We start from the raw sequence: 22,867 nt of genomic DNA, 5'->3' as shown, positions 1-22,867 counted from the left end.
GTTGCCTTTGGACAAAAGAGATGGCGGCAGGGGAAAATCCATGAAATCCAGGCGTGAAGCGGCAGAGCAACCGGAACAGGCGGGCGGACGCGCTCCCTTTTCCCAGGACCCGCACGCCGTCCGTGAGCCGAAGGAAAACAACCTCGAAATGGCGATCGGCCATGAGGTGCGCGCCTATCGCAAGAAACTCGGCATTACGGTCACCGATCTGGCGGCGGCGACCGGCATTTCGCTCGGCATGCTGTCGAAGATCGAGAACGGCAACATCTCGCCGTCGCTGACGACGCTGCAATCGCTGTCGCGGGCGCTCGGCGTACCGCTGACGGCCTTCTTCCGCCGTTTCGAGGAACCGCGCAACGCCGTCTTCGTCAAGGCAGGCCAAGGCATCGAGCTCGAACGGCGCGGCACACGCGCCGGCCATCAATATAATGTGCTCGGTCATATCGACAACAATACCAGCGGCGTCATCGTCGAGCCCTACCTCATCACCCTGACGACCGACTCCGACATCTTCCCGACCTTCCAGCACGAGGGGATGGAATTTCTCTATATGCTCGAGGGCGAAGTCGTTTACCGTCACGGCGACCAGCTTTTCCAGATGCAGCCGGGCGACAGCCTGTTCTTCGACGCCGATGCGCCGCATGGGCCGGAGCAGCTGGTGAAACTGCCGAGCAAATACCTCTCGATCATCAGCTATCCACAGCAGAGTTCGAAAAGCTGACTTGCCTTAAAAGAAAAAATCTTTCTTCCGAGTTGAAAACCCAAAACAGACCTGCTAGTCCTTTCTCAACACGAACGGAGGTCTGGTCATGTGCGGAATTGTGGGTCTCTTCCTCAAGGATAAAAGTCTCGAACCGGAGCTCGGGGCACTGCTGTCCTCGATGCTGGTGACGATGACGGATCGGGGGCCGGACAGCGCCGGTATCGCGATCTATGGCGACGCCAGCGGCAACAATGCCAAGATCACCATCCAGTCGGCCAATCCGAAGAAGGATTTCGCCGGCCTCGAGGCCGAGCTCGGCCAGGCAGTTGGCGCATCGGTCGCCATCCAGGTGAAGAGCACCCATGCCGTCATCACGCTTGCGAAGGATCTGCTCAACACGGGCAAGGCAGCCGTTGCCGAGCTGCGTCCGAATATCCGCATCATGAGCAGCGGCGACGCCATCGAGATCTACAAGGAAACCGGCCTGCCGAAGGATGTCGTCTCGCGCTTCGCGGTCAATTCAATGGCCGGCACCCACGGCATCGGCCATACCCGCATGGCGACGGAATCAGCCGTCACGACGCTTGGCGCCCATCCTTTCTCCACCGGCTCCGACCAATGCCTGGTGCATAATGGCTCACTGTCCAACCACAACAATCTGCGCCGCGAACTGAAGCGCGAAGGCATGACCTTCGAAACCGAAAACGACACCGAGGTCGCCGCCGCCTATCTGACGGCAGAGATGGCCAAGGGCAAGAATCTCGGCCAGGCGCTGGAAGGCGCGGTGGATGACCTCGACGGCTTCTTCACCTTTGTCGTCGGCACGAAGTCCGGCTTCGGCGTCGTGCGCGACGCGATCGCCTGCAAGCCCGCCGTCATGGCCGAAACCGACCAGTATGTCGCCTTCGGTTCCGAATACCGGGCGCTCGTCAATCTGCCCGGCATCGAGAATGCCCGGGTCTGGGAGCCGGAACCTGCAACCGTCTATTTCTGGGATCACCAGAAGGTCGCTTGACCGGTGCCTCATGCGTATTCTCCAAGGGTTATCGAAACATGCCTGTCATTGATCTTGCCACTACGCCGTTGCGTGAACTCAACAGCGCCCTGCACAACATCCAGAACGGTTCGAACGATCTTTCCTTCGAAGTCGTCAATCCGCGCGGCAGCCATTCGGTTGCCGTCGGTATCGATGCGCCCGTCACGGTCGATGTGAAGGGGTCGGTCGGCTATTACTGCGCCGGGATGAACGACGGCGGGACAGTCACCGTTCACGGTTCGGCAGGTCCGGGTGTTGCGGAAAACATGATGTCTGGAACAGTCGTCATCGAGGGCGATGCCAGCCAGTATGCCGGCGCAACCGGTCGCGGCGGCCTCCTTGTCATCAAGGGCAATGCGGCGTCACGCTGCGGCATCTCGATGAAGGGCATCGACATCGTCGTTCATGGCAATATCGGCCACATGTCCGCCTTCATGGGCCAGTCCGGCCACCTCGTGGTGCTCGGCGATGCCGGCGATGCGCTTGGGGATTCGCTCTACGAGGCAAAGCTCTTCGTGCGCGGTTCGGTCAAGAGCCTGGGTGCAGATTGCATCGAAAAGGAGCTGCGTCCCGAGCATCTGACGAAGCTGGCCGAACTTCTCGAAAAGGCGGGCGTGACCGAAGTGAGGCCCGAGGAATTCAAGCGTTACGGCTCCGCCCGCAAGCTTTACAATTTCAATATCGACAACGCTGACGCATATTAAGGCGAGGGACCATCATGAGCTATCACAACCCCTATACCCCGCCGCGCAAATCCGCGACCTTCGACGATTACACGCTGGCGGAAATCCGCCGTGCTGCGGCGACCGGCATTTACGACATCCGTGGCGCCGGCACCAAACGGAAGGTTCCGCATTTCGATGACCTGCTGTTTCTCGGCGCATCGATCTCACGCTATCCGCTCGAAGGTTACCGCGAGAAGTGCGATACCTCGGTCGTCCTCGGCGCGCGCTTCGCCAAAAAACCCATTCACCTGAAGACGCCGATCACCATTGCCGGCATGAGCTTCGGCGCGCTCTCCGGCAATGCCAAGGAAGCGCTCGGACGCGGCGCAACGATTGCCGGAACCTCCACCACGACAGGCGACGGCGGGATGACCGATGAAGAGCGCGGCCATTCGCAGACGCTGGTCTACCAGTATCTGCCGTCGCGATACGGCATGAATCCCAAGGACCTGCGTCGCGCCGACGCGATCGAGGTGGTCGTCGGTCAAGGCGCAAAGCCCGGCGGCGGCGGCATGCTGCTCGGCCAGAAAATCTCCGATCGAGTCGCCAACATGCGCAATCTGCCGAAAGGCATCGATCAGCGCTCGGCCTGCCGCCATCCGGATTGGACTGGCCCGGACGACCTCGAAATCAAGATCCTGGAACTGCGCGAGATCACCGACTGGGAAAAGCCGATCTATGTGAAGGTCGGCGGCGCGCGTCCCTATTACGATACAGCGCTCGCCGTGAAGGCCGGCGCCGACGTGGTGGTGCTCGACGGCATGCAGGGCGGAACCGCCGCCACGCAGGATGTCTTCATCGAAAATGTCGGCATGCCGACGCTCGCCTGCATCCGCCCCGCTGTCCAGGCGCTGCAGGATCTCGGCATGCATCGCAAGGTGCAACTGATCATCTCGGGCGGCATCCGTTCGGGCGCCGACGTGGCGAAAGCACTGGCGCTGGGGGCCGATGCCGTTGCCATCGGCACGGCAGCACTCGTTGCGATCGGCGACAACGATCCGCACTGGGAAGAAGAATATCAAAAGCTCGGCACGACGGCCGGCGCCTATGACGACTGGCACGAAGGCAAAGACCCGGCTGGCATCACGACGCAGGACCCGGAACTGATGAAGCGGCTTGATCCGATCGCCGCCGGCCGCCGTCTTGCCAACTATCTGAAGGTCATGACGCTGGAAGCCCAGACCATCGCGCGCGCCTGCGGCAAGAACCACCTTCATAACCTGGAACCGGAAGATCTTTGCGCCCTGACGATGGAGGCGGCCGCCATGGCCCAGATCCCGCTCGCCGGCACAAACTGGTATCCCGGCAAGGGAGGCTACTGATTTCTACTACCGGCCGGGCAAACGTCCCGGCCGTCTCGCATCCATAACCAAAGTGTCTCCAAGAAATCCAAAGGGGAACGAGAATGACACTGGACCTTGCTGCTTTTGCCAGAGACAAAGGCATCAAATATTTCATGATCAGCTATACCGACCTGTTCGGCGGCCAACGCGCCAAGCTGGTTCCCGCAGAAGCCATCGCCGATATGCAGAAAGATGGCGCCGGCTTTGCGGGCTTCGCAACCTGGCTCGATTTGACGCCAGCCCATCCCGACCTGTTCGCGCTTCCCGATGCTTCCTCGGTCATCCAGCTACCCTGGAAGAAAGACGTCGCATGGGTTGCAGCCGACTGCGTCATGGACGATCAGCCTGTCGAACAGGCACCGCGCGTGGTGCTGAAAAGACTGGTCGCTGAAGCTGCGAAAGAGGGGCTCCGGGTGAAAACCGGCGTGGAGCCTGAGTTCTTTCTCATCTCCGCGGACGGCTCGGTGATTTCAGACCAGTTCGATACAGCCGAAAAGCCCTGCTACGATCAGCAGGCCGTGATGCGTCGCTATGATGTCATCGCCGAGATCTGCGACTACATGCTCGAGCTTGGCTGGAAGCCCTATCAGAACGACCACGAGGACGCGAACGGCCAGTTCGAGATGAACTGGGAATATGACGACGCGCTTCAGACGGCAGACAAGCACTCCTTCTTCAAGTTCATGGTCAAGTCGGTCGCCGAAAAGCACGGCCTTCGCGCCACCTTCATGCCGAAGCCCTTCAAAGGCCTGACCGGAAACGGCTGCCATGCCCACATCTCGGTCTGGGACATCGATGGCAAGGTCAACGCCTTCGCCGACAAGGAAATGCCATTTGGGCTCTCCGCTCAGGGTAAAACCTTCCTCGGCGGCATCATGAAGCACGCCTCCGCGCTTGCCGCGATCACCAATCCGACGGTCAATTCCTATAAGCGCATCAACGCGCCGCGCACCACATCGGGCGCGACCTGGGCGCCGAACACCGTGACCTGGACGGGCAACAACCGCACCCACATGGTGCGCGTGCCGGGACCCGGCCGCTTCGAGCTGCGCCTGCCTGATGGTGCGGTCAATCCGTACCTGCTGCAGGCGATCATCATCGCCGCCGGCCTCGACGGCATCCGCAGCCAAGCCGATCCCGGCCGGCACTACGATATCGACATGTATGCCGAGGGGTATCTGGTGAAGGACGCGCCGCGCCTGCCGCTCAACCTGCTCGATGCGCTGCGTGCCTATGATGCAGACGAGGGCTTGAAGCAGGCGATCGGGGCCGAGTTTTCTGCCGCCTATCTCAAGCTCAAGCATCAGGAATGGAATGCCTACTGCTCGCATTTCACCCAGTGGGAACGCGACAGCACGCTCGATATCTGAACGGACGGACGTTCTGAAGACACGCTGATGCGCCGGAGCAGACAAGCTCCGGCGTGATCGGACCTTCTGCACTTGATATGGCGAAGAAAGTGACAGCATGAAGAACTTCGTACTCACCGTATCCTGCAAATCGACACGCGGCATCGTAGCGGCGATTTCGAGCTATCTGGCCGACAAGGGCTGCAACATCATCGACAGCTCGCAGTTCGACGATCTCGATACCGGCAAGTTCTTCATGCGCGTCAGCTTCATTTCGGAAGAAGGTCTTTCGGGCGCCGATATCGACGCCGGTTTTGCAGCCGTCGCGGCACCCTTCGAGATGGATTACGATTTTCACGACAGCGAGAAGCGCATGAAGGTGCTGCTGATGGTGTCGCGCTTCGGCCATTGCCTCAACGATCTGCTCTACCGCTGGAAGATCGGCGCACTGCCGATCGATATCGTCGGCGTCGTCTCCAACCATTTCGACTACCAGAAGGTCGTGGTCAACCACGACATTCCCTTCCACCATATTCCCGTCACCAAGGCCAACAAGGCGCAGGCCGAGGCCCGCATCATGGAGGTGGCCGAGCAGACCGGCACCGAACTGATCGTGCTCGCCCGCTACATGCAGATCCTGTCGGACGAGATGTGCCAGAAGATGTCCGGGAAGATCATCAACATCCACCATTCCTTCCTGCCGAGCTTCAAGGGCGCCAACCCTTACAAGCAGGCCTATCAACGCGGTGTGAAGCTGATCGGCGCGACGGCGCATTACGTCACCGCCGATCTCGACGAAGGCCCGATCATCGAGCAGGATACGGCGCGCATCACCCATGCACAGTCACCCGACGACTATGTCTCGATCGGCCGCGACGTCGAAAGCCAGGTGCTGGCGCGTGCCATCCACGCCCATATCCATCACCGCACCTTCATCAACGGCAACCGCACCGTGGTCTTCCCGGCAAGCCCGGGAAGTTACGCGTCGGAGCGGATGGGCTGAGAGATGATTGGCGTCATCGCACCCATCGCGCCGCAGGACAGACGCCGTCAAAGTTTTGGGAAATGCATGCCGGGCGGGCTTGCCACGGCGCGAAAGACTTATATAGTCAGGAAATAAATATTCCGTAGAGGAAACAAAAGGGAACGGACAATGGCTTTATCATGGCGTTTCTCCGTCTTGGCGGATCGGCATCGCGCTCTGGGATCGAAGCTCGAGGACTGGAGCGGTATGGGAACCGCCTGGACCTACGACAAGGACATGTCTGAAGAGCATGTCGCCGTCCGCACCAAGGCCGGCATCATGGATGTCTCGGGCCTGAAGAAGGTGCATTTGGTCGGCCCGCACGCCATCGCCGTGCTTGACTCCATCACCACCCGCGACTTGACGAAGATCTACCCCGGCCGGTCGGTCTACGCGACCATGCTGAACGAGCGCGGCCACTTCACCGACGACTGCATCGTCTATCGCACCGGCCCGAATTCCTGGATGCTGGTGCACGGCTCCGGCTCCGGCCACGAGGAGCTCGTCAAGCAGGCCGCCGGCCGAAATTGCGCCGTGCTCTTCGACGACGACCTGCACGACCTGTCGCTGCAAGGTCCGCTCGCGGTCGACTATCTCGCCAAATATGTGCCTGGCATCCGCGATCTCAAATATTTCCACCACATGCAGACGACGCTGTTCGGCGCACCGGTGATGATCTCGCGCACCGGTTATACCGGCGAACGCGGCTACGAGATCTTCGTGCGCGGCCAGGACGCGGTCATGGTCTGGGACCGGATCGTCGAGGAAGGCAAGGAGATGGGCATCATCCCCTGCTGCTTCTCGGTTCTCGACATGCTGCGGGTCGAAAGCTATCTGCTGTTCTACCCCTACGACAATTCGCAGATGTATCCGTTCGCCGATCAGCCGCCCGGCGACAGCCTCTGGGAACTCGGCCTCGACTTCACCGTCAGCCCCGGCAAGACAGGTTTCCGTGGCGCCGAGGAACATGCCCGCCTCAAGGGCAAGGAACGCTTCAAGATCTTCGGCATGCTGATCGATGCCGACGGACCGGCCGATCTCGGCGACGAAGTTTTTGCCGACGGCAAAAAAGTCGGCGTCATCACCTGCCCGAGCTATTCGTCGCTGACGCAGAAATCCATGGCGATTGCCCGTCTGGACGTTGACAAGGCGGTACATGGGACGAAACTCGAAGTCCGCGGCAAGACCGTGAAGGCAGGCGCCACCGCCCACACGCTTCCTTTCGACGATCCGGAGAAGAAGAAGAGGATTGCCGTAGGTTAAGGAGCACGCCAATGCTCGTTGCAGGCATCAAAAGCCGACCAGTCTACACGGGCCTGACCATCCAGCCGCGCGCCCGGCGGCATATTTTCGCCCTCGAAGGGGAGGGTGCCAGGGCTCTGCTCGATCAGCAGCCGGCGCTTGACGAAACGGCTCTTTCCCGCAGCGAGATCCTCTATGTCGCCCGCGGCTCGCAAGGATCCGGCCTCGACGAGACGCTGGCCCGCCTCGGCGCCGACATGTTCTTCACGGCCCCGACCATCGCAACGCTGCTCTTCCGATTGAAGGGTTCACTTGCCACCGCCCATATGGGCACACGGCTTTATCTGTCGGGCACGGAAGGTTTCATCGGCCAGGCAATGCTGGTGGCGCTCGATTACGGCATGGACCATGCCTCCGTCATCACCGAGCATCGCGGCTCGCTGGCCCGGCGTGTGCAATGCGTCCATTGCAAGGGCATCACCGACGACGTCATCACCAGCCCCTTCAATTGTAGCCATTGCGGGCTGCCCCTTCTGGTGCGCGACCATTATTCGCGCCGGCTGGCTGCCTTCCAGGGCGTCAACATCGATGCGGAAGAACCGGGCAGCGCGCCTGATCCGGAGGAGTTGTTCCTTTGAGCGGTGGCACTGAAATTCCTGTCCGCGTGACGCGGATCACGCCAATCGCCGAGCGGGTCAAGCGCTTCCGTTTCGAGCGCCTTGACGGCAAGCCGATGCCCTATTTCTCCGGCGGCGCCCACGTCATCGTTTTGATGAACGATGGCGGCCATATGCGCCGCAACGCCTATTCGCTGATGTCGCCGCCGCATGATTGCGCCGCCTACGAGATCAGCGTGCTGCATGTCGAGGATTCACGCGGCGGCTCCACCTTCATGCATGAGAAGGTCAGAGAAGGCGACGAGCTGAAGGTCAGCTATCCCGTCAACCTTTTCCAGCCGGACTGGCGCGGCCGCAAGCACCTTCTGATCGCCGGCGGCATCGGCATTACCCCCTTCATCGCGATGATGGAGCAGTTTTCCCGCGAAGGCGCCAATTTCGAGCTGCATTATGCCATCCGCACCCGCGACCGCGGCGCCTATTGGCAGCAACTCGTCGAGCGCTACGGCGGACATCGCATCAAGATCTATTGCGATGCCGAAGGCGACGCCATCCCCCTGACGCGCCTGCTCGGCACCCAGCCGCTCGGCACGCATCTCTATGTCTGCGGTCCGTCCGGCATGATCGACGGCGTGTTGAAAACAGGCCTTGATGCCGGCTGGCCGGAGCAGAACCTGCATTCGGAACGGTTCCTGTCGTCTCTACCAGGCAAGCCCTTCACGATGGAACTGCTCCGTTCCGGCAAGACCGTGAAGGTCGGCCATCACGAAAGCATGCTGGAGGCGATCGAGGCGGCGGGCGTCGACGCGCCCTTCCTCTGTCGCGGCGGCGCCTGCGGTCAATGCGAGACCGGGGTCGTCACCTGTGACGGCAAGCTGCTGCACCATGACGTCTATCTGACGAGCGAAGAAAAAGCATCCGGCCGCAAGGTGATGATCTGCGTTTCCCGCTTCGAGGGAAACACGCTGCATCTTGATCTCTAGCGGCATCGGAAGCGGAACAAGGAGACCGGACATGGCAATCGTCTTCAAGCAGGAAACCTTCCGGAACGATTTCAGCTATCGGAACAGCCCCGAGAATATCCGGCGTTTCCCGTTTCCCTTCGACCGTGACGAATACATGTATTCGGTCAATATGGAGCCGCATGTGCACGGCCGGGCGGGAACCGTCTACGAAAGCCTGATCGACGTCGACGAACATTACGTCGCCGAGATGCACGACCGGGCGCTGGTCCTGAAGGAAGATCCGCTACGCTATCAGGCCCTGCCGCACATGATGAGCGCGCAATGGGACACGCTCGAACTTTTGATGGAAGAGCAGGCGGCGGGTTACCCTGACCACTTCACCCTGATCCGCAACGGTGACCAGTGGCGCTGGATCAACCGCCCGCTCGGCATCGACGACAGCTTCACCTTTGGCGATGCCTCGACGCTGCCCTATGAGCCCTTCGAATATATCACCCGCCAGGCCCAGGGCGATTTCTGCATCGTCGACCAGCGCGACGGCAATCTCTGGATGGATGCCGGCATGGTGACGACACAGGCCGACTGGTCGCTCGATTTCGATATCGGCATGAACTTCATGGAATGGCACGGGCCGGTGCCGCTCGCCCACCAGATCGGCGTCTTCGACAGGGCGCTGAAATTCCTGCTGAACCTGCAGCAGGGCAAGCCGACACGCCGTTTCAACTGGACGATGACGATCAATCCGCGGCTCGACACCAGCCCGGAGAATTATCACAAATGGGGTCCCGATCGCACCACGGTGACGCAGGAGAATGTCGGCGAGAAGGTGCATCTGCGCGTCGAGCTGCAGAGCCTCTGGCGCCTGCCGCGCTCTAACGCCATCCTCTTCGTCATCCGCTGCTACCTGATGAACATGGAAGAGCTCGTCACCGTGCCGAAATGGGCGCGCCGCTTCCCGCGCGTGCTGAAGACGCTGCCGCCAGAACTTATCGACTACAAGGGCCTCACCCGCTTCCGCGAGACGACGATCGACTGGTTTTCCAAATATGACGACGGGGCGCCGACCAGCGCCGGTATCTATCCGGACTGAGGCGCAGCGATGTGTCAGGCAATGCGAGATAATCAAGAGGGGAATGCTTCATGACTAGAGTAGCCGTCATCGGTGCCGGTCCTTCCGGACTGGCGCAGCTGCGCGCCTTTCAATCGGCCGCCCAGAAGGGCGCCGAAATCCCGGAGATCGTCTGCTTCGAAAAGCAGTCGGACTGGGGTGGGCTCTGGAACTATACGTGGCGCACCGGGCTCGACGAATATGGCGAGCCGGTCCACGGCAGCATGTATCGTTACCTCTGGTCGAACGGCCCGAAGGAATGCCTCGAATTCGCCGATTATTCCTTCGAGGAGCATTTCGGCAAGCCGATCGCCTCCTATCCGCCGCGCGCCGTGCTCTGGGATTATATCAAGGGACGCGTCGAGAAGGCGAATGTCCGCCATTGGGTCCGCTTCAGCACGCCGGTGCGCATGGTCCGCTTCGACGATCAGACGAAGAAATTCACAGTGACGGCGCATAACCGCATCGAGGACCGGATGTATGACGAGGAGTTCGACTATGTCGTCGTGGCATCAGGTCACTTCTCGACGCCGAACGTTCCCTATTTCGAGGGCGTGAAGACGTCCAACGGCCGCGTGCTGCATGCCCACGACTTCCGCGACGCGCTGGAGTTCAAGGGCAAGGACATCCTGCTCGTCGGCCGCAGCTATTCGGCCGAGGACATCGGCTCGCAATGCTGGAAATACGGCGCGAAATCCGTGACGACGAGCTATCGCTCGAAGCCGATGGGCTTCAAATGGCCGGAGAATTTCGAAGAGCGGCCGCTGCTGACCAAGCTCGAAAACCGCACGGCGCATTTCCTCGACGGCTCGACCAAGGAGGTCGATGCGGTAATCCTCTGCACCGGCTACCAGCACCATTTCCCCTTCCTGCCTGACGATCTCCGGCTGAAGACCGCCAACCGCCTCTGGGCTGACAGCCTCTACAAGGGTGTGATCTTCGACAAGAACCCGCAGCTTTTCTATATCGGCATGCAGGACCAGTTCTACACCTTCAACATGTTCGACGTTCAGGCCTGGTGGGCGCGCGACGTGATGATGGGCGGCATCACCCTGCCGCCGGAAGAGGAGTTGAAGGCCAATTTCGACATGTGGCGCGCCCGCGAGGAAACGCTCGAGGATGCCGAGCAGATGATCTGGTATCAGGGCGACTATGTGAAGGAACTGCTTGCCGAAACCGATTATCCGAGCTTCGACATCGAGGGGACCAACCAGACCTTCATGGAGTGGGAACACCACAAGGCCCACAACATCATGGGCTTCCGCGACCATGCCTACCGATCGCTGATGACCGGCAACATGTCGCCGACGCACCACACGCCCTGGGTCGAGGCGCTCGACGATTCCATGGAGGAATATCTGCGTAACTGATGAGGCGGGCCTGCATTGCCGGAGGAGGTGTTCGTGCACGCTCCTCCGGAAACGAGACGACATAAATCCATCTGCAACTCTTCTTTTCGGATGTCGCCTTCATGGATTTTCAAACAAGCATTCTCGGGCGCATGAGCGGTTTTCTCTATCGCTGCCGTGCCGATGAAAACTACACGATGCTTGAGATGACCAACGGCATCGAGCGCATCTTCGGTTATCCCGTCGACGAAATCATCGGCAACCGCACGCGGACCTTCACCTCGATCATGTACGAGGAAGACGTGCCTCTGATGGACGAGATCGTCGGGCGGGCGCTGGAGAGGCGCACAGACTGGACGATGGAATATCGCATCCGTCACGCCATGGGCCATCTCATCTGGGTGACCGAGACGGGCGGCGGCATCTGGGACGAGAAGGGCGAGCTTCTCTATCTCGAAGGCAGCATCATCAACATCGAATCACTCTACCAGCGAATCGATGACCAGACCGCCGACATGCGCGTCACCGCGTCGAAGACCAATGAGATCCTGCAATCGTTGCGTTACCTCAAGCTGCTCGCCGTCAATGCCGGTATCGAGGCCGCCCGCGCCGGCACGGCCGGGTCGGGCTTTGCGGTGCTTGCCGCCGAGATGCGCGCGCTCGCCAACTCCTCGGAAGAGGCCGCACGCGCCATTTCCAACGCACAACGCAAGGCGGAAGGCTGAGCTTTTCCCAGGCAGCGGCGGATTTGCGGCTCACGTTCAAAGCCGCATTATTAACCGTTCGGCGCCTCCGCAGATTACAACGCTTTTCCAATGGCTTGCGGTAATCCCGCGCTTGACGAATCTCAAATGATTGCGGGTAATATTAAGGCTGCGTTAACTTTTTGTTAACTATAGCAGCGGTAGACATGGTCAACGATTTCTTCACATAGATGACCAAAGTGCTAACAGACGCTCGCTCTATCCGCATCAAGGGCCGCTCATTCCTCGCGGTCATGCTGTCCCCGGATCTTCCGATCGATGATTGGTTGATCAGGCTGGACGATCTGGCCGCGCGTTCGGCCGGCTTCTTCCTGGGACGGCCTGTCGTGCTCGATCTGACGGACCTGCAAATCGACCGGTCGCAGTTGAAGGACCTGATCGCCGAACTTGCCAAGCGCAATGTCAGCATCATGGGCATCGAGGGCGCGCGGCCTTCGATCCTCGGATCCGGCATGCCGCCGGCACTCAAAGGCGGTCGTTCGGTTTCCGACATCGAGGTTCAGGCAAAGGAGCCTGCCGATCCGCCCGGCAAACAGGCAGTGGCGGAGACCCGCCCGGCCATGCAATCGATCGTCATCAGGGAGCCGGTGCGCTCGGGGCAATCGGTGATCTTTCCGGAAGGCGACGTCACCGTCATCGGATCGGTCGCCTCCGGTGCCGAGGTCATCGCCGGCGGGTCCGTCCATATCTATGGCGCCTTGCGTGGCCGAGCCATGGCGGGATCCATCGGAAACGCATCGGCGCGGATCTTTTGCCGCAAGCTCGAGGCCGAGCTGGTTGCAATCGACGGCATCTACAAAATGGCGGAAGACATGGCCCCCAATCTTCGCGGACAGGCTGTTCAGCTCTGGCTCGAAGACGACGCGATCATGGCGGAAAAACTGATCTGACGACAGCGCCGCGCGTCTCTTCGAGAGCCGCAAAGGACGCTTTAACACCTTGAATTACTGGGGCCACGGCAAAGGAGAGACAATGATGGGGAAAGTGATCGTCGTCACGTCAGGCAAGGGCGGGGTTGGCAAGACAACCTCGACCGCCGCATTGGGAGCGGCGCTGGCGCAACGCAATGAAAAAGTCGTCGTCGTCGATTTCGACGTCGGCCTGCGCAATCTCGACCTCGTCATGGGCGCCGAGCGCAGGGTGGTCTACGACCTGATCAATGTCATCCAGGGCGACGCCAAGCTTACCCAGGCGCTGATCCGCGACAAGCGGCTGGAAACGCTGTTCCTGCTGCCGGCCTCGCAGACGCGCGACAAGGACAATCTGACGGCCGAGGGCGTCGAGCGCGTCATCAACGACCTGAAGCGCTATTTCGACTGGATCATCTGCGACAGCCCCGCCGGGATCGAGCGCGGCGCAACGCTTGCCATGCGCCACGCCGATGTTGCCGTGGTCGTCACCAATCCCGAGGTCTCGTCGGTGCGCGATTCCGATCGCATCATCGGCCTGCTGGATGCCAAGACCGCCAAGGCCGAACGCGGCGAGCGGATGGAAAAGCACCTGCTGCTCACCCGCTACGACGCCAACCGCGCCGAACGCGGCGACATGCTCAAGGTCGACGACGTCCTGGAAATCCTGTCCATCCCGCTGCTCGGCATCATACCCGAAAGCATGGATGTTCTGCGGGCATCCAACATCGGTGCGCCGGTCACGCTGGCAGACAGCCGCAGCGCGGCTGCGATGGCCTATTTCGACGCTGCTCGCCGGCTCGCCGGCGAGACGGTGCCGATCGCCATCCCAGAGGAAAAGAGAAATATTTTCGGAAAGATCTTCGGACGGAGGGCGGCATGAATATTTTCCGTCTTTTCAACAAACAGAGAACCGCACCGGCCGCCCGCGAACGGCTGCAGGTCCTTCTCGCCCATGAACGTTCCTCGGCGGGGTCGGACCTGGTCACCCTGCTGCGCGAGGAAATCCTGGCGGTGATCGCAAAGCATGTACAACTCGACCACGACAAGGTGCAGGTGACGATCGATCGCAACGAGTACGTCTCGACCCTTGAGATCGACGTCGAAATCCCGCTGAATGCGGCCGTGCAGGCCGCTTGAAAGAGAGCGCTGCCTGTTGCGACAACAGGCGGCGCTGACGATCAGGACTTCCTGGCTTTGCGATTGGCGTAACGCAGGTCGCGTTCGGCCTTTCGGGCGGCTTCGTCGGCAATCACGCGGGCGCTCCGGTCTCTGTCAGCTGCTTCGCGCGCGTCGGCATCGGCGCGTGCTGCGGCCTCGGCGGCAGCCTGACGTTCGGCCTCGGCGGCCTGAGCCCGCTCCAGCTCCTCGAGCTTGACCCGTTCTCGCTGAGCGCGACGTTCTTCCCTGGCCGCGGCAATGGCTTGACGCTCCGCCTGCTTTGCCAGCCTTGTGGGTTCGGCTGAATCCTTGGCGCTGCGATACGCATTGAGGAGAGCCGCCTTGGCTTCGGCAGCGGCGCTGCGGCGATCGGAAAGCTCGTTGTTTCTGGCGTTTTTCAAATCTGTTTCCTGACTGTTTGACTTCGACCCGAGAGCATGATGTCGAAAAGCGTGGGCGGTTTTCGGACCACATCATGCTCTACTCTTTAATTAGAACAGATTCAGTGTCTAGGCCGATCCGGCCTAAAATCATCCTGTTCCAAGGCGCCGCGCGCCATCAGACGCGCGAAGGACGCTGTATTACGTTGAACCGCCGCATGCTTTATCCTGAAATCGAATCCGATTTAGGGAATTATGCAGTAGGTCAGATTTTCTTTTTTCGCTTCGCGCCGGGAGCAGTAACCCCTGTCAAGCGATCCTGCAATTCCTTGGCTTCACGCGCTTCGCGTAACCGCAAGGTTTTTTCCTCGCGGGCACGTACGGTCGAATCGATCTCTTCGACCGCGCGGCTTCGCGCCAGGAATTGCGATTGCGCGTTTCCGAAGGCAATCTCCGCCTGCTTGCGTGATTTGCTGTGTGACTCTGTCATATTAATCCCGGATTTGTGAGCCCGCTTGGCGAAAGCAGCAAAAAGGCCAGGCAACTTGCCTGACCTTGATAGTATCATACTTTCGACAGTGCCGGTACATCCGCGGTCAAAGGAAAGCAGATTTCAGTTTAAGCAGCTTGGAGATTGCAAGCGGACATTTTGCCCGACTTGTTATCGCGCTCAAGCTCGTAGCCGATCTTCTGGCCTTCGACGATTTCGCGCATGCCAGCGCGTTCGACGGCAGAGATGTGGACGAAGGCGTCAGCGCCGCCGTCATCAGGCTGAATGAAGCCGAAGCCCTTGGTGGAATTGAACCATTTAACTGTGCCAGTGGTCATAACAAACCCTTTCATAGCAATTGAACGACCGCACGTGCGGAAGCACGACGGATGATGATCTCGATTTTGAAGAGGGAAGTTCGTCCAGGGCACGTTGCCAGCGTGCGATAACAAAAGTCAAACAAGCAATATCGACCACCGAGATATAATCATCAAAGCCGGATATGTCAACTTTTAGTTTTTTTGACTCGCCAATTCGCCATTAGATTGCATCTCGCTGATCGTGCGCGTCGCGGCAATATCAACTGCCGATCGCCGTCTCCCGACCTCGAAAGCAGGCACTACGAGCGCGGCCGCGTCTTCTGCGGGTCGTAGTGCGAAAGCGGCACGATCGTCGCCGGCAGGCGCTTCTGGTGGCCGTCGAGCTTGCCGATCTCGACCTCGGTACCGGGGCCCGCATGCATCACGTCGATGCGGGCGAGCGCGATCGTCTTGCCGAGGATCGGCGAGCGGGTGGCGCTGGTGATAACGCCCACCTGGCCCCGGCCGATATGGATGCAATCGCCATGGCCGACGGCCTCGTTGGCCTTGATGTCGAGGCCGACGAGCAGATGGCGCGGATGCTCCTTGCGCCGGATCAGCGCCTCGCGGCCGATGAATTCGTCCTGCTTGGATTTCAGCGGCACGGTGAAGCCGATCCCGGCCTCGAACGGGTCGGTCTGGTCGGTGAATTCATGATGGGCAAAGATCAGGCCCGCCTCGATGCGAACCATATCGAGCGCCTCCAGCCCCATCGGCTTCAACCCGTGCGGCTGGCCCGCCTCCCAGACGGCGTCGAACACCGTCAGCGCATCCTTCGGATGACAGAAGATCTCGTAGCCGAGTTCGCCGGTGTAACCCGTGCGCGAGACGACGATCGGAGCACCCTCGAAGCCGCCGATGCGGCCGACGGTGAAGCGGAACCATTCGAGCTCGCCGATATCAGGCTGGCGCGGCGGCGTCCAGATGATCTCCTTGAGGATATCGCGGCTTTTCGGCCCCTGCAGGGCGATATTGTGCATCTGATCGGTCGAAGAGCGGACCCAGGCCTTGAAGCCCTTTTTCTCCGCCTGCTGACGCAACCAGATGCCGCTGAAATCATCGCCGCCGATCCAGCGGAAGTTCTTGTCACCGAGCCGGAACAGCGTGCCATCGTCGATCATGCCGCCGTTTTCGCAGCACATGGCGGAATAGACGACCTGGCCGGTCGACAGTTTGCGCACGTCGCGCGTCAGGCAATATTGCAGCAGCTCCTCGGCATCCGGCCCCGTCACCTCGAATTTCCGCAACGGCGAGAGGTCGATGACGGCGGCGCGCTCGCGGCAGGCCCAGTATTCCTCGACCGGCCCTTCGCTGGAAAAGCGGTTCGGCAGCCAGAAGCCGCGATATTCGGTGTAGTCCCGCGTCAAGGCGGAGAGGCGGGGATGGAAGGCGGTTTCGCGCGTCAGTTCGGCGTCTGCATCTGGGGTCATGCGATAGGCCATCGCTCGTGAGAATTTCTCTTTTCCGGAAAAGGTGCGGACGTGGATATCCGTCGGATCCCAACCGTTCGCAGCGTCGATATCGTCAGGGCAGGACGAGGAGACACAGACGAGATCGGTCAGCGCCCGCATCAGCACGTAATCGCCCGGACGCGACCAGGGCTCGTCGAGATAGAGCTGGTTGTTGTGGTCGATATTGGTGTTGTAGAAATAGTTCAGCGCTTCCCAGCCCTTGCGGCCGGCAATGCCGTAGGGCGCCAGCGCAGCGTTGAAATTATCCGTGCAGTTGACGTGGCCGGGATAACCCATGTCGTCGTAATAGCGCGAATTGCAGGCGGTCGCGAAAGCGTCGTGACGCCCGACCGTATCCTGGACGATTTCGACCAGCGGCTCGAAGTCGCGGTCGAAGGCCTTGGAGGGGAGACCCGGCATCGGATAGCTGCGGCTGAGCAACGTGCGGGTGACGGTGGAATCGAGCGCGAGGTCGAGACCCTTGTCGACCTTGCGGGCGGCAAAGGCCTGGAAATCGGTGCACTGGCGCCCATAGACGTCGATGATCTGGATGAATTCGCCGGCACGCACGAAATAGGCCGCGGCGGTCGCCGCCCGGATGCGGATATCCTCGACCGGATCGGCCGCCGGTTCCGGCAGGGCGGAGGCATAATCGCGGATCAGCAGGCTGCGCTGGATCCTGATCTCGATCGGCGTCGCCGTATCCTGCGCCTCCGGCGACATGGCGCTGGCGGGTGCTGCGACGATCAGCAGGCCCTTCATGGAAATCCTAAATTCCGCCCGGCTGCCAGGCGTCGATCCCGCCCCAAAAATGCAGAGCGCGCCGGCCGCTGCCAGATCGGCGCCGCGACGCTGAAGTGCTGCACGCGTACGGGCAGCGCTCTCATCTTCTGCTTGAAGAATGGCCTTCAAACCCTCGGCAGAATTACTGAAATCCGTTCCGAGACCGGCGGCCAGGAAGCGCCCTTTCTCGTCGAGAAAGGAGATCTCGCAGAGCTGACCGCCCTCGCTGTCGATGACACTGACGCGATCGCCCGGCTCGACGCGCATAACGACCGATCCGCCGCCCTTTGCCCTATAGCGCTCCGTTCCCTCCGGCAGGATGGGAATGCCGGGATAATGCACGAGGCTCGGAGCGGCCAGCCGTAGGCCTGTCATAGCAGGATGAAGTTCTCGCATACTGCCCTCATGGGAGGATCGGGCGTCCTCGGACACCCACCCATGCAGGTTACAAAATGCCCCGGGAAAGTAAAGTGATGTTGACTAAAAAGAAAATATCTTCACTATGTATAAAGAGTTGAGACTCGGGAATCCGTCGGGAACACGGATCGCCAAAATCATCCGGGCGGGCTTGAGACTGTCAGGGAGACACGTTCAGGGAGACGTACAAAGATACGTCCGGAACAAATAGAATGGGGAATTTCACCGATGACAGACGTTGTGGAGGCCGGGATTGCATCCGGCACCGAAGGTAAGCTTGTACGCGCGCTCGACTGGAAAGGCGCATTCTGGGTGGCTGCGGGCGTGCCGCCGCTCGTTCTTTTCTCCATTGGCGGCATCGCAGGCACGACGGGCAAGCTCGCCTTCGTCGTCTGGATCATCTCGATGGTGATGGGTTTCCTGCAATCCTTCACCTATGCCGAAATCGCCGGCATGTTCGCCAACAAATCCGGCGGCGCCTCGGTCTATGGCGCCACCGCCTGGCTGCGTTACTCGAAATTCATCGCGCCGCTCTCCGTCTGGTGCAACTGGTTTGCCTGGTCGCCGGTGCTGTCGCTCGGCTGCGCCATCGCCGCCGGTTACATCCTCAACGCATTCTATCCGATTCCGGCGGCGGATTCGCAAATGGTCCTCGACTGGATCTCAGCGCATGCCGCTTCCATCACGGCCGACAGTTCCCGCGTCGCCGAATATATCGCAGCCCATGCCGGCACCACGCCGGATGACGCCGTCAAGGCATTGCTCGGCGCCGATGGCGTCGCCGCCCTGACGCCGGCGATCCGCAGCTGGTCGCTCTTCAGCTTCAACATCCCCTTCCTTGCCACCGCCAATATCAATGCCACCTTCTTCATCGGCGGCATCCTGATGCTGATCATCTTCGCGATCCAGCATCGTGGCATTTCGGAAACGGCAAGCGTGCAGAAGTGGCTGGCCATCATCGTGCTGGTGCCGCTGCTCATCATCGGCCTTTACCCGATCGTCAGCGGCCAGATCCTTGCCACCAACGTCACCGGCCTCGTGCCGCCGACAGCCGCCTATGCCGCCGCCGACGGCACCTGGAGCAACGGCGGCTGGACGCTCTTCCTCGGCGGCCTCTATATCGCCGCCTGGTCGACCTACGGCTTCGAGACGGCGGTCTGCTACACCCGCGAACTCAAGAACCCGAAGACCGACACCTTCAAGGCGATCTTCTATTCCGGCCTTGCCTGCTGCCTGTTCTTCTTCCTCGTGCCCTTCGCCTTTCAGGGCGTTCTCGGCCATGCAGGCATGCTGGCCCCCGGCATCGTCGATGGTACGGGTGTTGCCGAAGCGCTCGGCGGCCTGATCGGCGCCGGCCGGATCGTCACCCAGTTGCTCGTCGTATTGATGATCATGGCGCTTTTCCTCGCCATCATGACGGCGATGGCCGGCTCCTCGCGCACGCTCTACCAGGGTTCGAAAGACGGCTGGCTGCCGAAATATCTCGACCACGTCAACGAACACGGCGCGCCGACCAGGGCGATGTGGACCGATTTCGCCTTCAATCTCTTCCTGCTGGCGATCGCCTCGGATGTCGGCGGCTACTTCTTCGTGCTCGCCGTCTCGAATGTCGGCTACATCATCTTCAACTTCCTGAACCTCAATTCCGGCTGGATCCACCGGATGGATTCCGGCCATATCGAACGCCCCTGGAAGGCGCCGACCTGGCTGATCGGCCTCAACACCGTGCTGGCCTTCGTCAATGCGCTCTTCCTCGGCGCCGGTGCCAAGGTCTGGGGTTATTCCAATGCGCTCTGGGTCGGCTTCATCTTCGCCGCCCTGATCCTGCCGGTCTTCGCCTATCGCCACTATGTGCGCGACGGCGGCAAATTCCCGGCCGGCGCGATGGAGGATCTTGGCCTCGTCGGCCAGGATCTCGGCGTCAAGAAAGCCGGCATGCTGCCCTATCTCGCACTCGCCGGCGGCCTGGCGATCGTCCTGATCGCCAACGTCATCTTCCAGCTTCCGGCCTAAAATCGCCTCCCAAGCAGAAAGGCCGAAAAGCCGCCATGGAAACATGGCGGCTTTTTCATTGGTGGCTGCAGAGCGGGCGAGACGACTCATCCGGTTGCAGACGGAAGGCTCAGCGGCCGCCCTCGATCTTGCGATGGCGCTGGTTGATGCCGCCCTTGCCGTAAGGGTAGTCGAACGGCTGGGGCGCACTCACCTCGTTCAGTTTGGCCATCTCGTCGTCGGAGAGTTTGAGCTTCATGGCGCCCAAATTGTCGGCGAGCTGTTCCGGCGTGCGGGCGCCGAGGATGACGGAGGTGATCGCCGGCTGCGCCGCCGTCCAGGCCAGCGCCACCTGCGCCATGCTGACGCCGTGCGCCTTGGCGATTTCCTCGACGACAGCGATGATCGCCCAGGTTCTCTCCATCGCATTGCGCGGCGCATAGGATTCGCCGCCGCGATTGGGGTTTTCGCCGAGGCGGGTGGCGCCCGTCGGCATCTCGTCGCGCTTGTATTTGCCGGTCAGCCAGCCGCCGCCGAGCGGCGACCATGGCAACAGACCCATGCCGGCATCCTGGCAGGCCGCGACAATCTCGAGCTCGATGTCGCGCACCAGCAGGTTATATTGCGGCTGCAGCGTCACCGGACGCGTATAACCCCGCGCCTTGGCGATCTCCGAGGCCTTGGCGATGTGCCAGCCGACATAGTTGGAGAAGCCGTAATAGCCGATCTTGCCGGAGGAAACCGCATCGTCGAGGAAGCGCAGCGTTTCCTCGATCGGCGTCAACGCGTCCCAGGCGTGCATCTGGTAGAGGTCGATCTGCTCGAGGCCGAGGCGGCGGAGCGAATCGTCGAGCGCCTGGCTAAGATGCCGGCGCGACAGGCCGATATCATTGGGGCCGTTGCCCATCGGAAAGCGTCCCTTGGTGGCGACGATCGCCTGGCGGGCTTCGGTCGGGCGCGCCTTCAGCCAGCGTCCGATGATCTCTTCCGACTTGCCGGCGCTGTAGACATCGGCGGTATCGATGAAATTGCCGCCCCAGGCGAAATAATCGTCGAGCAGCTTGTGCGAGGCGGCCTCGTCGGCCTCCGCGCCAAAGGTCATGGTGCCGAGGCAATAGGCGGTGACGACGGTCCCGCTGGGACCGAGCTTGCGATAATCCATTTCTTCCTCCTCATGCGGATACCCGCAGCCGACGTGCAAACGTCGGGGTAGAAGCCGGGGCTCCTGCAATCAATGACAATGACAATATTGTGCTTGAGGCGGCCGCTTGCCGCCGGATGACGTATAGCGCCCTGGGCTGGGAGCACAGGGGCGAGGGAGAGCATAACCAATCCCGCACGCTCTACCAAGTGAGAAAAAAATATTCCTGCCTGCCGCGGCAGCCGGCGAAGGCCCGGACTTCACGAAAACGAACCGGCGATCCGATCGGCTGCAGCGACGCCGGTCTCGTAGGCGCCGTGCGCCGTCGAATAGCGCGACGTCGAGCAGGCTTCGCCGGCAAAGAAGATCCGCTCGTCATGCGGCGCGGCGAGACGGCCGCGTTGATCGGAGGCGCCGGGTTCGGCGTAGGAATAGGAGCCGCCGATATGGCGCGCTGCGGCCCAGGCCGACATTGCGGCCACCGACAATTCCTTGCGGATGTCCGCGCCGAAATGTGCCGCCAGTTCATCGCCAGCGAAGGAGAAGGCAGCCTCTCTGCCTTGCCCCTCCAGATCATGCGCGAGGTCGCCGGCGAAATAGGCCTCGACGACAGGCGCGCCGAACGGCCGGAGCTGATAGGTGCCGGTCGCACCGCGACGGGTAGAGCCCAACATATGCGTGTCCGCCGGCAGCGCCTCCCGACTTGCGAGCCTCAAGAAGAGCTTGTCGGCGAGCCCCAGCGGTAATTGGGCCGCTGCCTCGAGCTTGTCAGGCAAAGGCGGGTCGAAGGCGATCTTGCCGGCCGCAAGCACATTCGTCGAAACCGTCACCAGCACCGCGCAGGCACTGAGCACACCCTGGTTCGTCTCGATGCCGATACGGCCGGCATGACGATGGTCGATGCGCGTCACCTCCGTGCCGAGCTTTGCTCGAACCGGCTTGCCATAGAGCGAGACCAGCGTTCCATAGCCCTCGCGCACCCGCCAGTCAGGGCCAGGGCCGGGATCATATCTGTTGTAATCGACGACCGACGACCGCTCCAGTTCGGCGCCGGTGATGTAGGTGCCGATCGCCCGGATCTGGCCGTTCCAGGGATTGCCCGGCTCGAGCATATCGGCCATGGCTGCGTCATTCCCCGCGTGGCTCTCAAGGCGCTCGAAATAGGCGCCGATCGCCTGCCTTGCGGCACGCGCCGCCGCGTCATCCCGCTGAAGCCGCCGTCCGCCATCGTTCCAGGGTGCAGGTGTGCGGTCGACCGTCAATCCGACCTCGCCGGCGATCGCAGTCCAGGCATTGGTCCGCGCGCCATGCAGCCAGCCGCAGCCGAGATCGAGCCCGATATCGGCGGCTTCAGGCAGGCTGGCCGTCCAGGCGCGACCGCCGAGACGATCGCCGGCTTCAAGCAGGAGGATGGAGAGATCCGGGCGGATTGCCTGCAGGCGGCGGGCGGCGGCGATGCCGGCGGCACCCGCGCCGATAATGACGACATCCTCTTCGGCGCCCTTGCTGTTGTCACCCGGCATGTATTTTCCTTCGGTCGTCCGACGGTTAAAGTGGAAA

At 61.2% G+C, this 22,867-nt stretch carries 22 protein-coding genes; 16 read left to right on the top strand and 6 right to left on the bottom strand.

All coding sequences use genetic code 11. The features are described from left to right. Window positions 1–40 precede the first annotated feature (40 nt). The 15 genes from OLZ32_RS04830 to minE all read left to right on the top strand — a co-directional run bounded on the left by OLZ32_RS04830 (window position 41) and on the right by minE (window position 14,273). On the top strand, window positions 41–721 hold the full coding sequence (locus tag OLZ32_RS04830) for a helix-turn-helix domain-containing protein (RefSeq protein WP_028741877.1): 681 nt from the start codon (window positions 41–43) through the stop codon (window positions 719–721). Window positions 722–809: 88 nt separating this feature from the next. Next, on the top strand, window positions 810–1,718 hold the full coding sequence (locus OLZ32_RS04825; protein ID WP_264419802.1) for a class II glutamine amidotransferase: 909 nt from the start codon (window positions 810–812) through the stop codon (window positions 1,716–1,718). A 38-nt stretch (window positions 1,719–1,756) separates the two neighbouring features. After that, complete coding sequence (locus tag OLZ32_RS04820) at window positions 1,757–2,443, top strand: GltB/FmdC/FwdC-like GXGXG domain-containing protein (protein WP_003548139.1); 687 nt, start codon at window positions 1,757–1,759, stop codon at window positions 2,441–2,443. A gap of 14 nt (window positions 2,444–2,457) precedes the next feature. Continuing rightward, a complete protein-coding gene (locus tag OLZ32_RS04815) occupies window positions 2,458–3,786 on the top strand; it encodes an FMN-binding glutamate synthase family protein (RefSeq protein WP_003548137.1) in 1,329 nt (442 codons plus the stop codon). 83 nt (window positions 3,787–3,869) lie between these two features. Next, window positions 3,870–5,177, top strand: a complete 1,308-nt coding sequence (gene glnT, locus OLZ32_RS04810; RefSeq protein WP_027665464.1) for a type III glutamate--ammonia ligase — start codon at window positions 3,870–3,872, stop codon at window positions 5,175–5,177. Between the two features lie 97 nt (window positions 5,178–5,274). Continuing rightward, entirely contained in the window at window positions 5,275–6,159 is an 885-nt protein-coding gene (gene purU, locus OLZ32_RS04805) for a formyltetrahydrofolate deformylase (RefSeq protein ID WP_264419799.1), read from the top strand. Window positions 6,160–6,309: 150 nt separating this feature from the next. After that, window positions 6,310–7,443, top strand: a complete 1,134-nt coding sequence (locus OLZ32_RS04800) for an aminomethyltransferase family protein (protein ID WP_003548132.1) — start codon at window positions 6,310–6,312, stop codon at window positions 7,441–7,443. Window positions 7,444–7,454: 11 nt separating this feature from the next. After that, window positions 7,455–8,060, top strand: coding sequence for a dimethylamine monooxygenase subunit DmmA family protein (locus OLZ32_RS04795; protein ID WP_003548131.1), 606 nt, complete (start codon window positions 7,455–7,457; stop codon window positions 8,058–8,060). Next, a complete protein-coding gene (locus tag OLZ32_RS04790; protein ID WP_264419795.1) occupies window positions 8,057–9,022 on the top strand; it encodes a PDR/VanB family oxidoreductase in 966 nt (321 codons plus the stop codon). Before OLZ32_RS04795 ends, OLZ32_RS04790 begins: the two co-directional genes overlap by 4 nt. Window positions 9,023–9,053: 31 nt before the next feature. Further along, window positions 9,054–10,094 (top strand): heme-dependent oxidative N-demethylase family protein, encoded by a 1,041-nt coding sequence (locus tag OLZ32_RS04785; RefSeq protein ID WP_264419793.1) that lies wholly within the window; start codon window positions 9,054–9,056, stop codon window positions 10,092–10,094. Window positions 10,095–10,144: 50 nt separating this feature from the next. Further along, window positions 10,145–11,482, top strand: coding sequence for an NAD(P)-binding domain-containing protein (locus tag OLZ32_RS04780; RefSeq protein WP_264419791.1), 1,338 nt, complete (start codon window positions 10,145–10,147; stop codon window positions 11,480–11,482). Between the two features lie 101 nt (window positions 11,483–11,583). Continuing rightward, entirely contained in the window at window positions 11,584–12,186 is a 603-nt protein-coding gene (locus OLZ32_RS04775; protein WP_003548122.1) for a methyl-accepting chemotaxis protein, read from the top strand. 209 nt (window positions 12,187–12,395) lie between these two features. Beyond that, window positions 12,396–13,115 carry a septum site-determining protein MinC gene (gene minC, locus OLZ32_RS04770; protein WP_003548119.1) on the top strand — a complete coding sequence of 240 codons (720 nt, stop codon included), beginning with the start codon at window positions 12,396–12,398 and terminating at the stop codon, window positions 13,113–13,115. 85 nt (window positions 13,116–13,200) lie between these two features. Further along, complete coding sequence (gene minD, locus OLZ32_RS04765) at window positions 13,201–14,016, top strand: septum site-determining protein MinD (protein WP_018448670.1); 816 nt, start codon at window positions 13,201–13,203, stop codon at window positions 14,014–14,016. Beyond that, complete coding sequence (gene minE, locus OLZ32_RS04760; RefSeq protein ID WP_003548116.1) at window positions 14,013–14,273, top strand: cell division topological specificity factor MinE; 261 nt, start codon at window positions 14,013–14,015, stop codon at window positions 14,271–14,273. The genes minD and minE overlap by 4 nt, the downstream gene beginning before the upstream one ends. A gap of 41 nt (window positions 14,274–14,314) precedes the next feature. On the opposite strand, the gene OLZ32_RS04755 is transcribed toward minE, so the two are convergent. The 4 genes from OLZ32_RS04755 to OLZ32_RS04740 all read right to left on the bottom strand — a co-directional run bounded on the left by OLZ32_RS04755 (window position 14,315) and on the right by OLZ32_RS04740 (window position 18,153). Continuing rightward, complete coding sequence (locus tag OLZ32_RS04755) at window positions 14,315–14,695, bottom strand: DUF6481 family protein (RefSeq protein WP_264419788.1); 381 nt, start codon at window positions 14,693–14,695, stop codon at window positions 14,315–14,317. A 244-nt stretch (window positions 14,696–14,939) separates the two neighbouring features. After that, window positions 14,940–15,164, bottom strand: a complete 225-nt coding sequence (locus tag OLZ32_RS04750; RefSeq protein WP_003548112.1) for a hypothetical protein — start codon at window positions 15,162–15,164, stop codon at window positions 14,940–14,942. Window positions 15,165–15,292: 128 nt separating this feature from the next. After that, entirely contained in the window at window positions 15,293–15,502 is a 210-nt protein-coding gene (locus OLZ32_RS04745) for a cold-shock protein (RefSeq protein ID WP_003548109.1), read from the bottom strand. A gap of 281 nt (window positions 15,503–15,783) precedes the next feature. Beyond that, window positions 15,784–18,153 carry a DUF1989 domain-containing protein gene (locus OLZ32_RS04740; RefSeq protein WP_264419785.1) on the bottom strand — a complete coding sequence of 790 codons (2,370 nt, stop codon included), beginning with the start codon at window positions 18,151–18,153 and terminating at the stop codon, window positions 15,784–15,786. A gap of 249 nt (window positions 18,154–18,402) precedes the next feature. On the opposite strand from OLZ32_RS04740, the gene OLZ32_RS04735 reads away from it, so the two are divergent. Continuing rightward, complete coding sequence (locus OLZ32_RS04735; protein ID WP_264419783.1) at window positions 18,403–20,187, top strand: APC family permease; 1,785 nt, start codon at window positions 18,403–18,405, stop codon at window positions 20,185–20,187. A gap of 109 nt (window positions 20,188–20,296) precedes the next feature. Here the strand turns inward: OLZ32_RS04735 and OLZ32_RS04730 are convergent, their stop codons facing one another. Continuing rightward, the gene (locus OLZ32_RS04730) at window positions 20,297–21,328 is read right to left on the bottom strand and encodes an aldo/keto reductase (protein WP_264419781.1); all 1,032 of its coding nucleotides are present in this window, start codon (window positions 21,326–21,328) and stop codon (window positions 20,297–20,299) included. A gap of 239 nt (window positions 21,329–21,567) precedes the next feature. Continuing rightward, entirely contained in the window at window positions 21,568–22,830 is a 1,263-nt protein-coding gene (locus OLZ32_RS04725; RefSeq protein ID WP_264419779.1) for a flavin monoamine oxidase family protein, read from the bottom strand. Window positions 22,831–22,867 lie beyond the last annotated feature (37 nt).

It is taken from the genome of Rhizobium acaciae, from assembly GCF_025941625.1.
Lineage (GTDB): Bacteria > Pseudomonadota > Alphaproteobacteria > Rhizobiales > Rhizobiaceae > Rhizobium > Rhizobium acaciae.
Note: the sequence above shows the minus strand (reverse complement) of the source record. Positions and strands in the feature narration are given on the sequence as shown.

What these genes read in the sequence shown, in the direction of transcription:
- OLZ32_RS04830 (WP_028741877.1), top strand. Translation starts at nt 41, where the DNA reads ATGAAATCCAGGCGTGAAGCGGCAGAGCAACCGGAACAGGCGGGCGGA.
- OLZ32_RS04825 (WP_264419802.1), top strand. Translation starts at nt 810, where the DNA reads ATGTGCGGAATTGTGGGTCTCTTCCTCAAGGATAAAAGTCTCGAACCG.
- OLZ32_RS04820 (WP_003548139.1), top strand. Translation starts at nt 1,757, where the DNA reads ATGCCTGTCATTGATCTTGCCACTACGCCGTTGCGTGAACTCAACAGC.
- OLZ32_RS04815 (WP_003548137.1), top strand. Translation starts at nt 2,458, where the DNA reads ATGAGCTATCACAACCCCTATACCCCGCCGCGCAAATCCGCGACCTTC.
- glnT (WP_027665464.1), top strand. Translation starts at nt 3,870, where the DNA reads ATGACACTGGACCTTGCTGCTTTTGCCAGAGACAAAGGCATCAAATAT.
- purU (WP_264419799.1), top strand. Translation starts at nt 5,275, where the DNA reads ATGAAGAACTTCGTACTCACCGTATCCTGCAAATCGACACGCGGCATC.
- OLZ32_RS04800 (WP_003548132.1), top strand. Translation starts at nt 6,310, where the DNA reads ATGGCTTTATCATGGCGTTTCTCCGTCTTGGCGGATCGGCATCGCGCT.
- OLZ32_RS04795 (WP_003548131.1), top strand. Translation starts at nt 7,455, where the DNA reads ATGCTCGTTGCAGGCATCAAAAGCCGACCAGTCTACACGGGCCTGACC.
- OLZ32_RS04785 (WP_264419793.1), top strand. Translation starts at nt 9,054, where the DNA reads ATGGCAATCGTCTTCAAGCAGGAAACCTTCCGGAACGATTTCAGCTAT.
- OLZ32_RS04780 (WP_264419791.1), top strand. Translation starts at nt 10,145, where the DNA reads ATGACTAGAGTAGCCGTCATCGGTGCCGGTCCTTCCGGACTGGCGCAG.
- OLZ32_RS04775 (WP_003548122.1), top strand. Translation starts at nt 11,584, where the DNA reads ATGGATTTTCAAACAAGCATTCTCGGGCGCATGAGCGGTTTTCTCTAT.
- minC (WP_003548119.1), top strand. Translation starts at nt 12,396, where the DNA reads ATGACCAAAGTGCTAACAGACGCTCGCTCTATCCGCATCAAGGGCCGC.
- minD (WP_018448670.1), top strand. Translation starts at nt 13,201, where the DNA reads ATGGGGAAAGTGATCGTCGTCACGTCAGGCAAGGGCGGGGTTGGCAAG.
- minE (WP_003548116.1), top strand. Translation starts at nt 14,013, where the DNA reads ATGAATATTTTCCGTCTTTTCAACAAACAGAGAACCGCACCGGCCGCC.
- OLZ32_RS04750 (WP_003548112.1), bottom strand. Translation starts at nt 15,164, where the DNA reads ATGACAGAGTCACACAGCAAATCACGCAAGCAGGCGGAGATTGCCTTC.
- OLZ32_RS04745 (WP_003548109.1), bottom strand. Translation starts at nt 15,502, where the DNA reads ATGACCACTGGCACAGTTAAATGGTTCAATTCCACCAAGGGCTTCGGC.
- OLZ32_RS04740 (WP_264419785.1), bottom strand. Translation starts at nt 18,153, where the DNA reads ATGCGAGAACTTCATCCTGCTATGACAGGCCTACGGCTGGCCGCTCCG.
- OLZ32_RS04735 (WP_264419783.1), top strand. Translation starts at nt 18,403, where the DNA reads ATGACAGACGTTGTGGAGGCCGGGATTGCATCCGGCACCGAAGGTAAG.
- OLZ32_RS04730 (WP_264419781.1), bottom strand. Translation starts at nt 21,328, where the DNA reads ATGGATTATCGCAAGCTCGGTCCCAGCGGGACCGTCGTCACCGCCTAT.
- OLZ32_RS04725 (WP_264419779.1), bottom strand. Translation starts at nt 22,830, where the DNA reads ATGCCGGGTGACAACAGCAAGGGCGCCGAAGAGGATGTCGTCATTATC.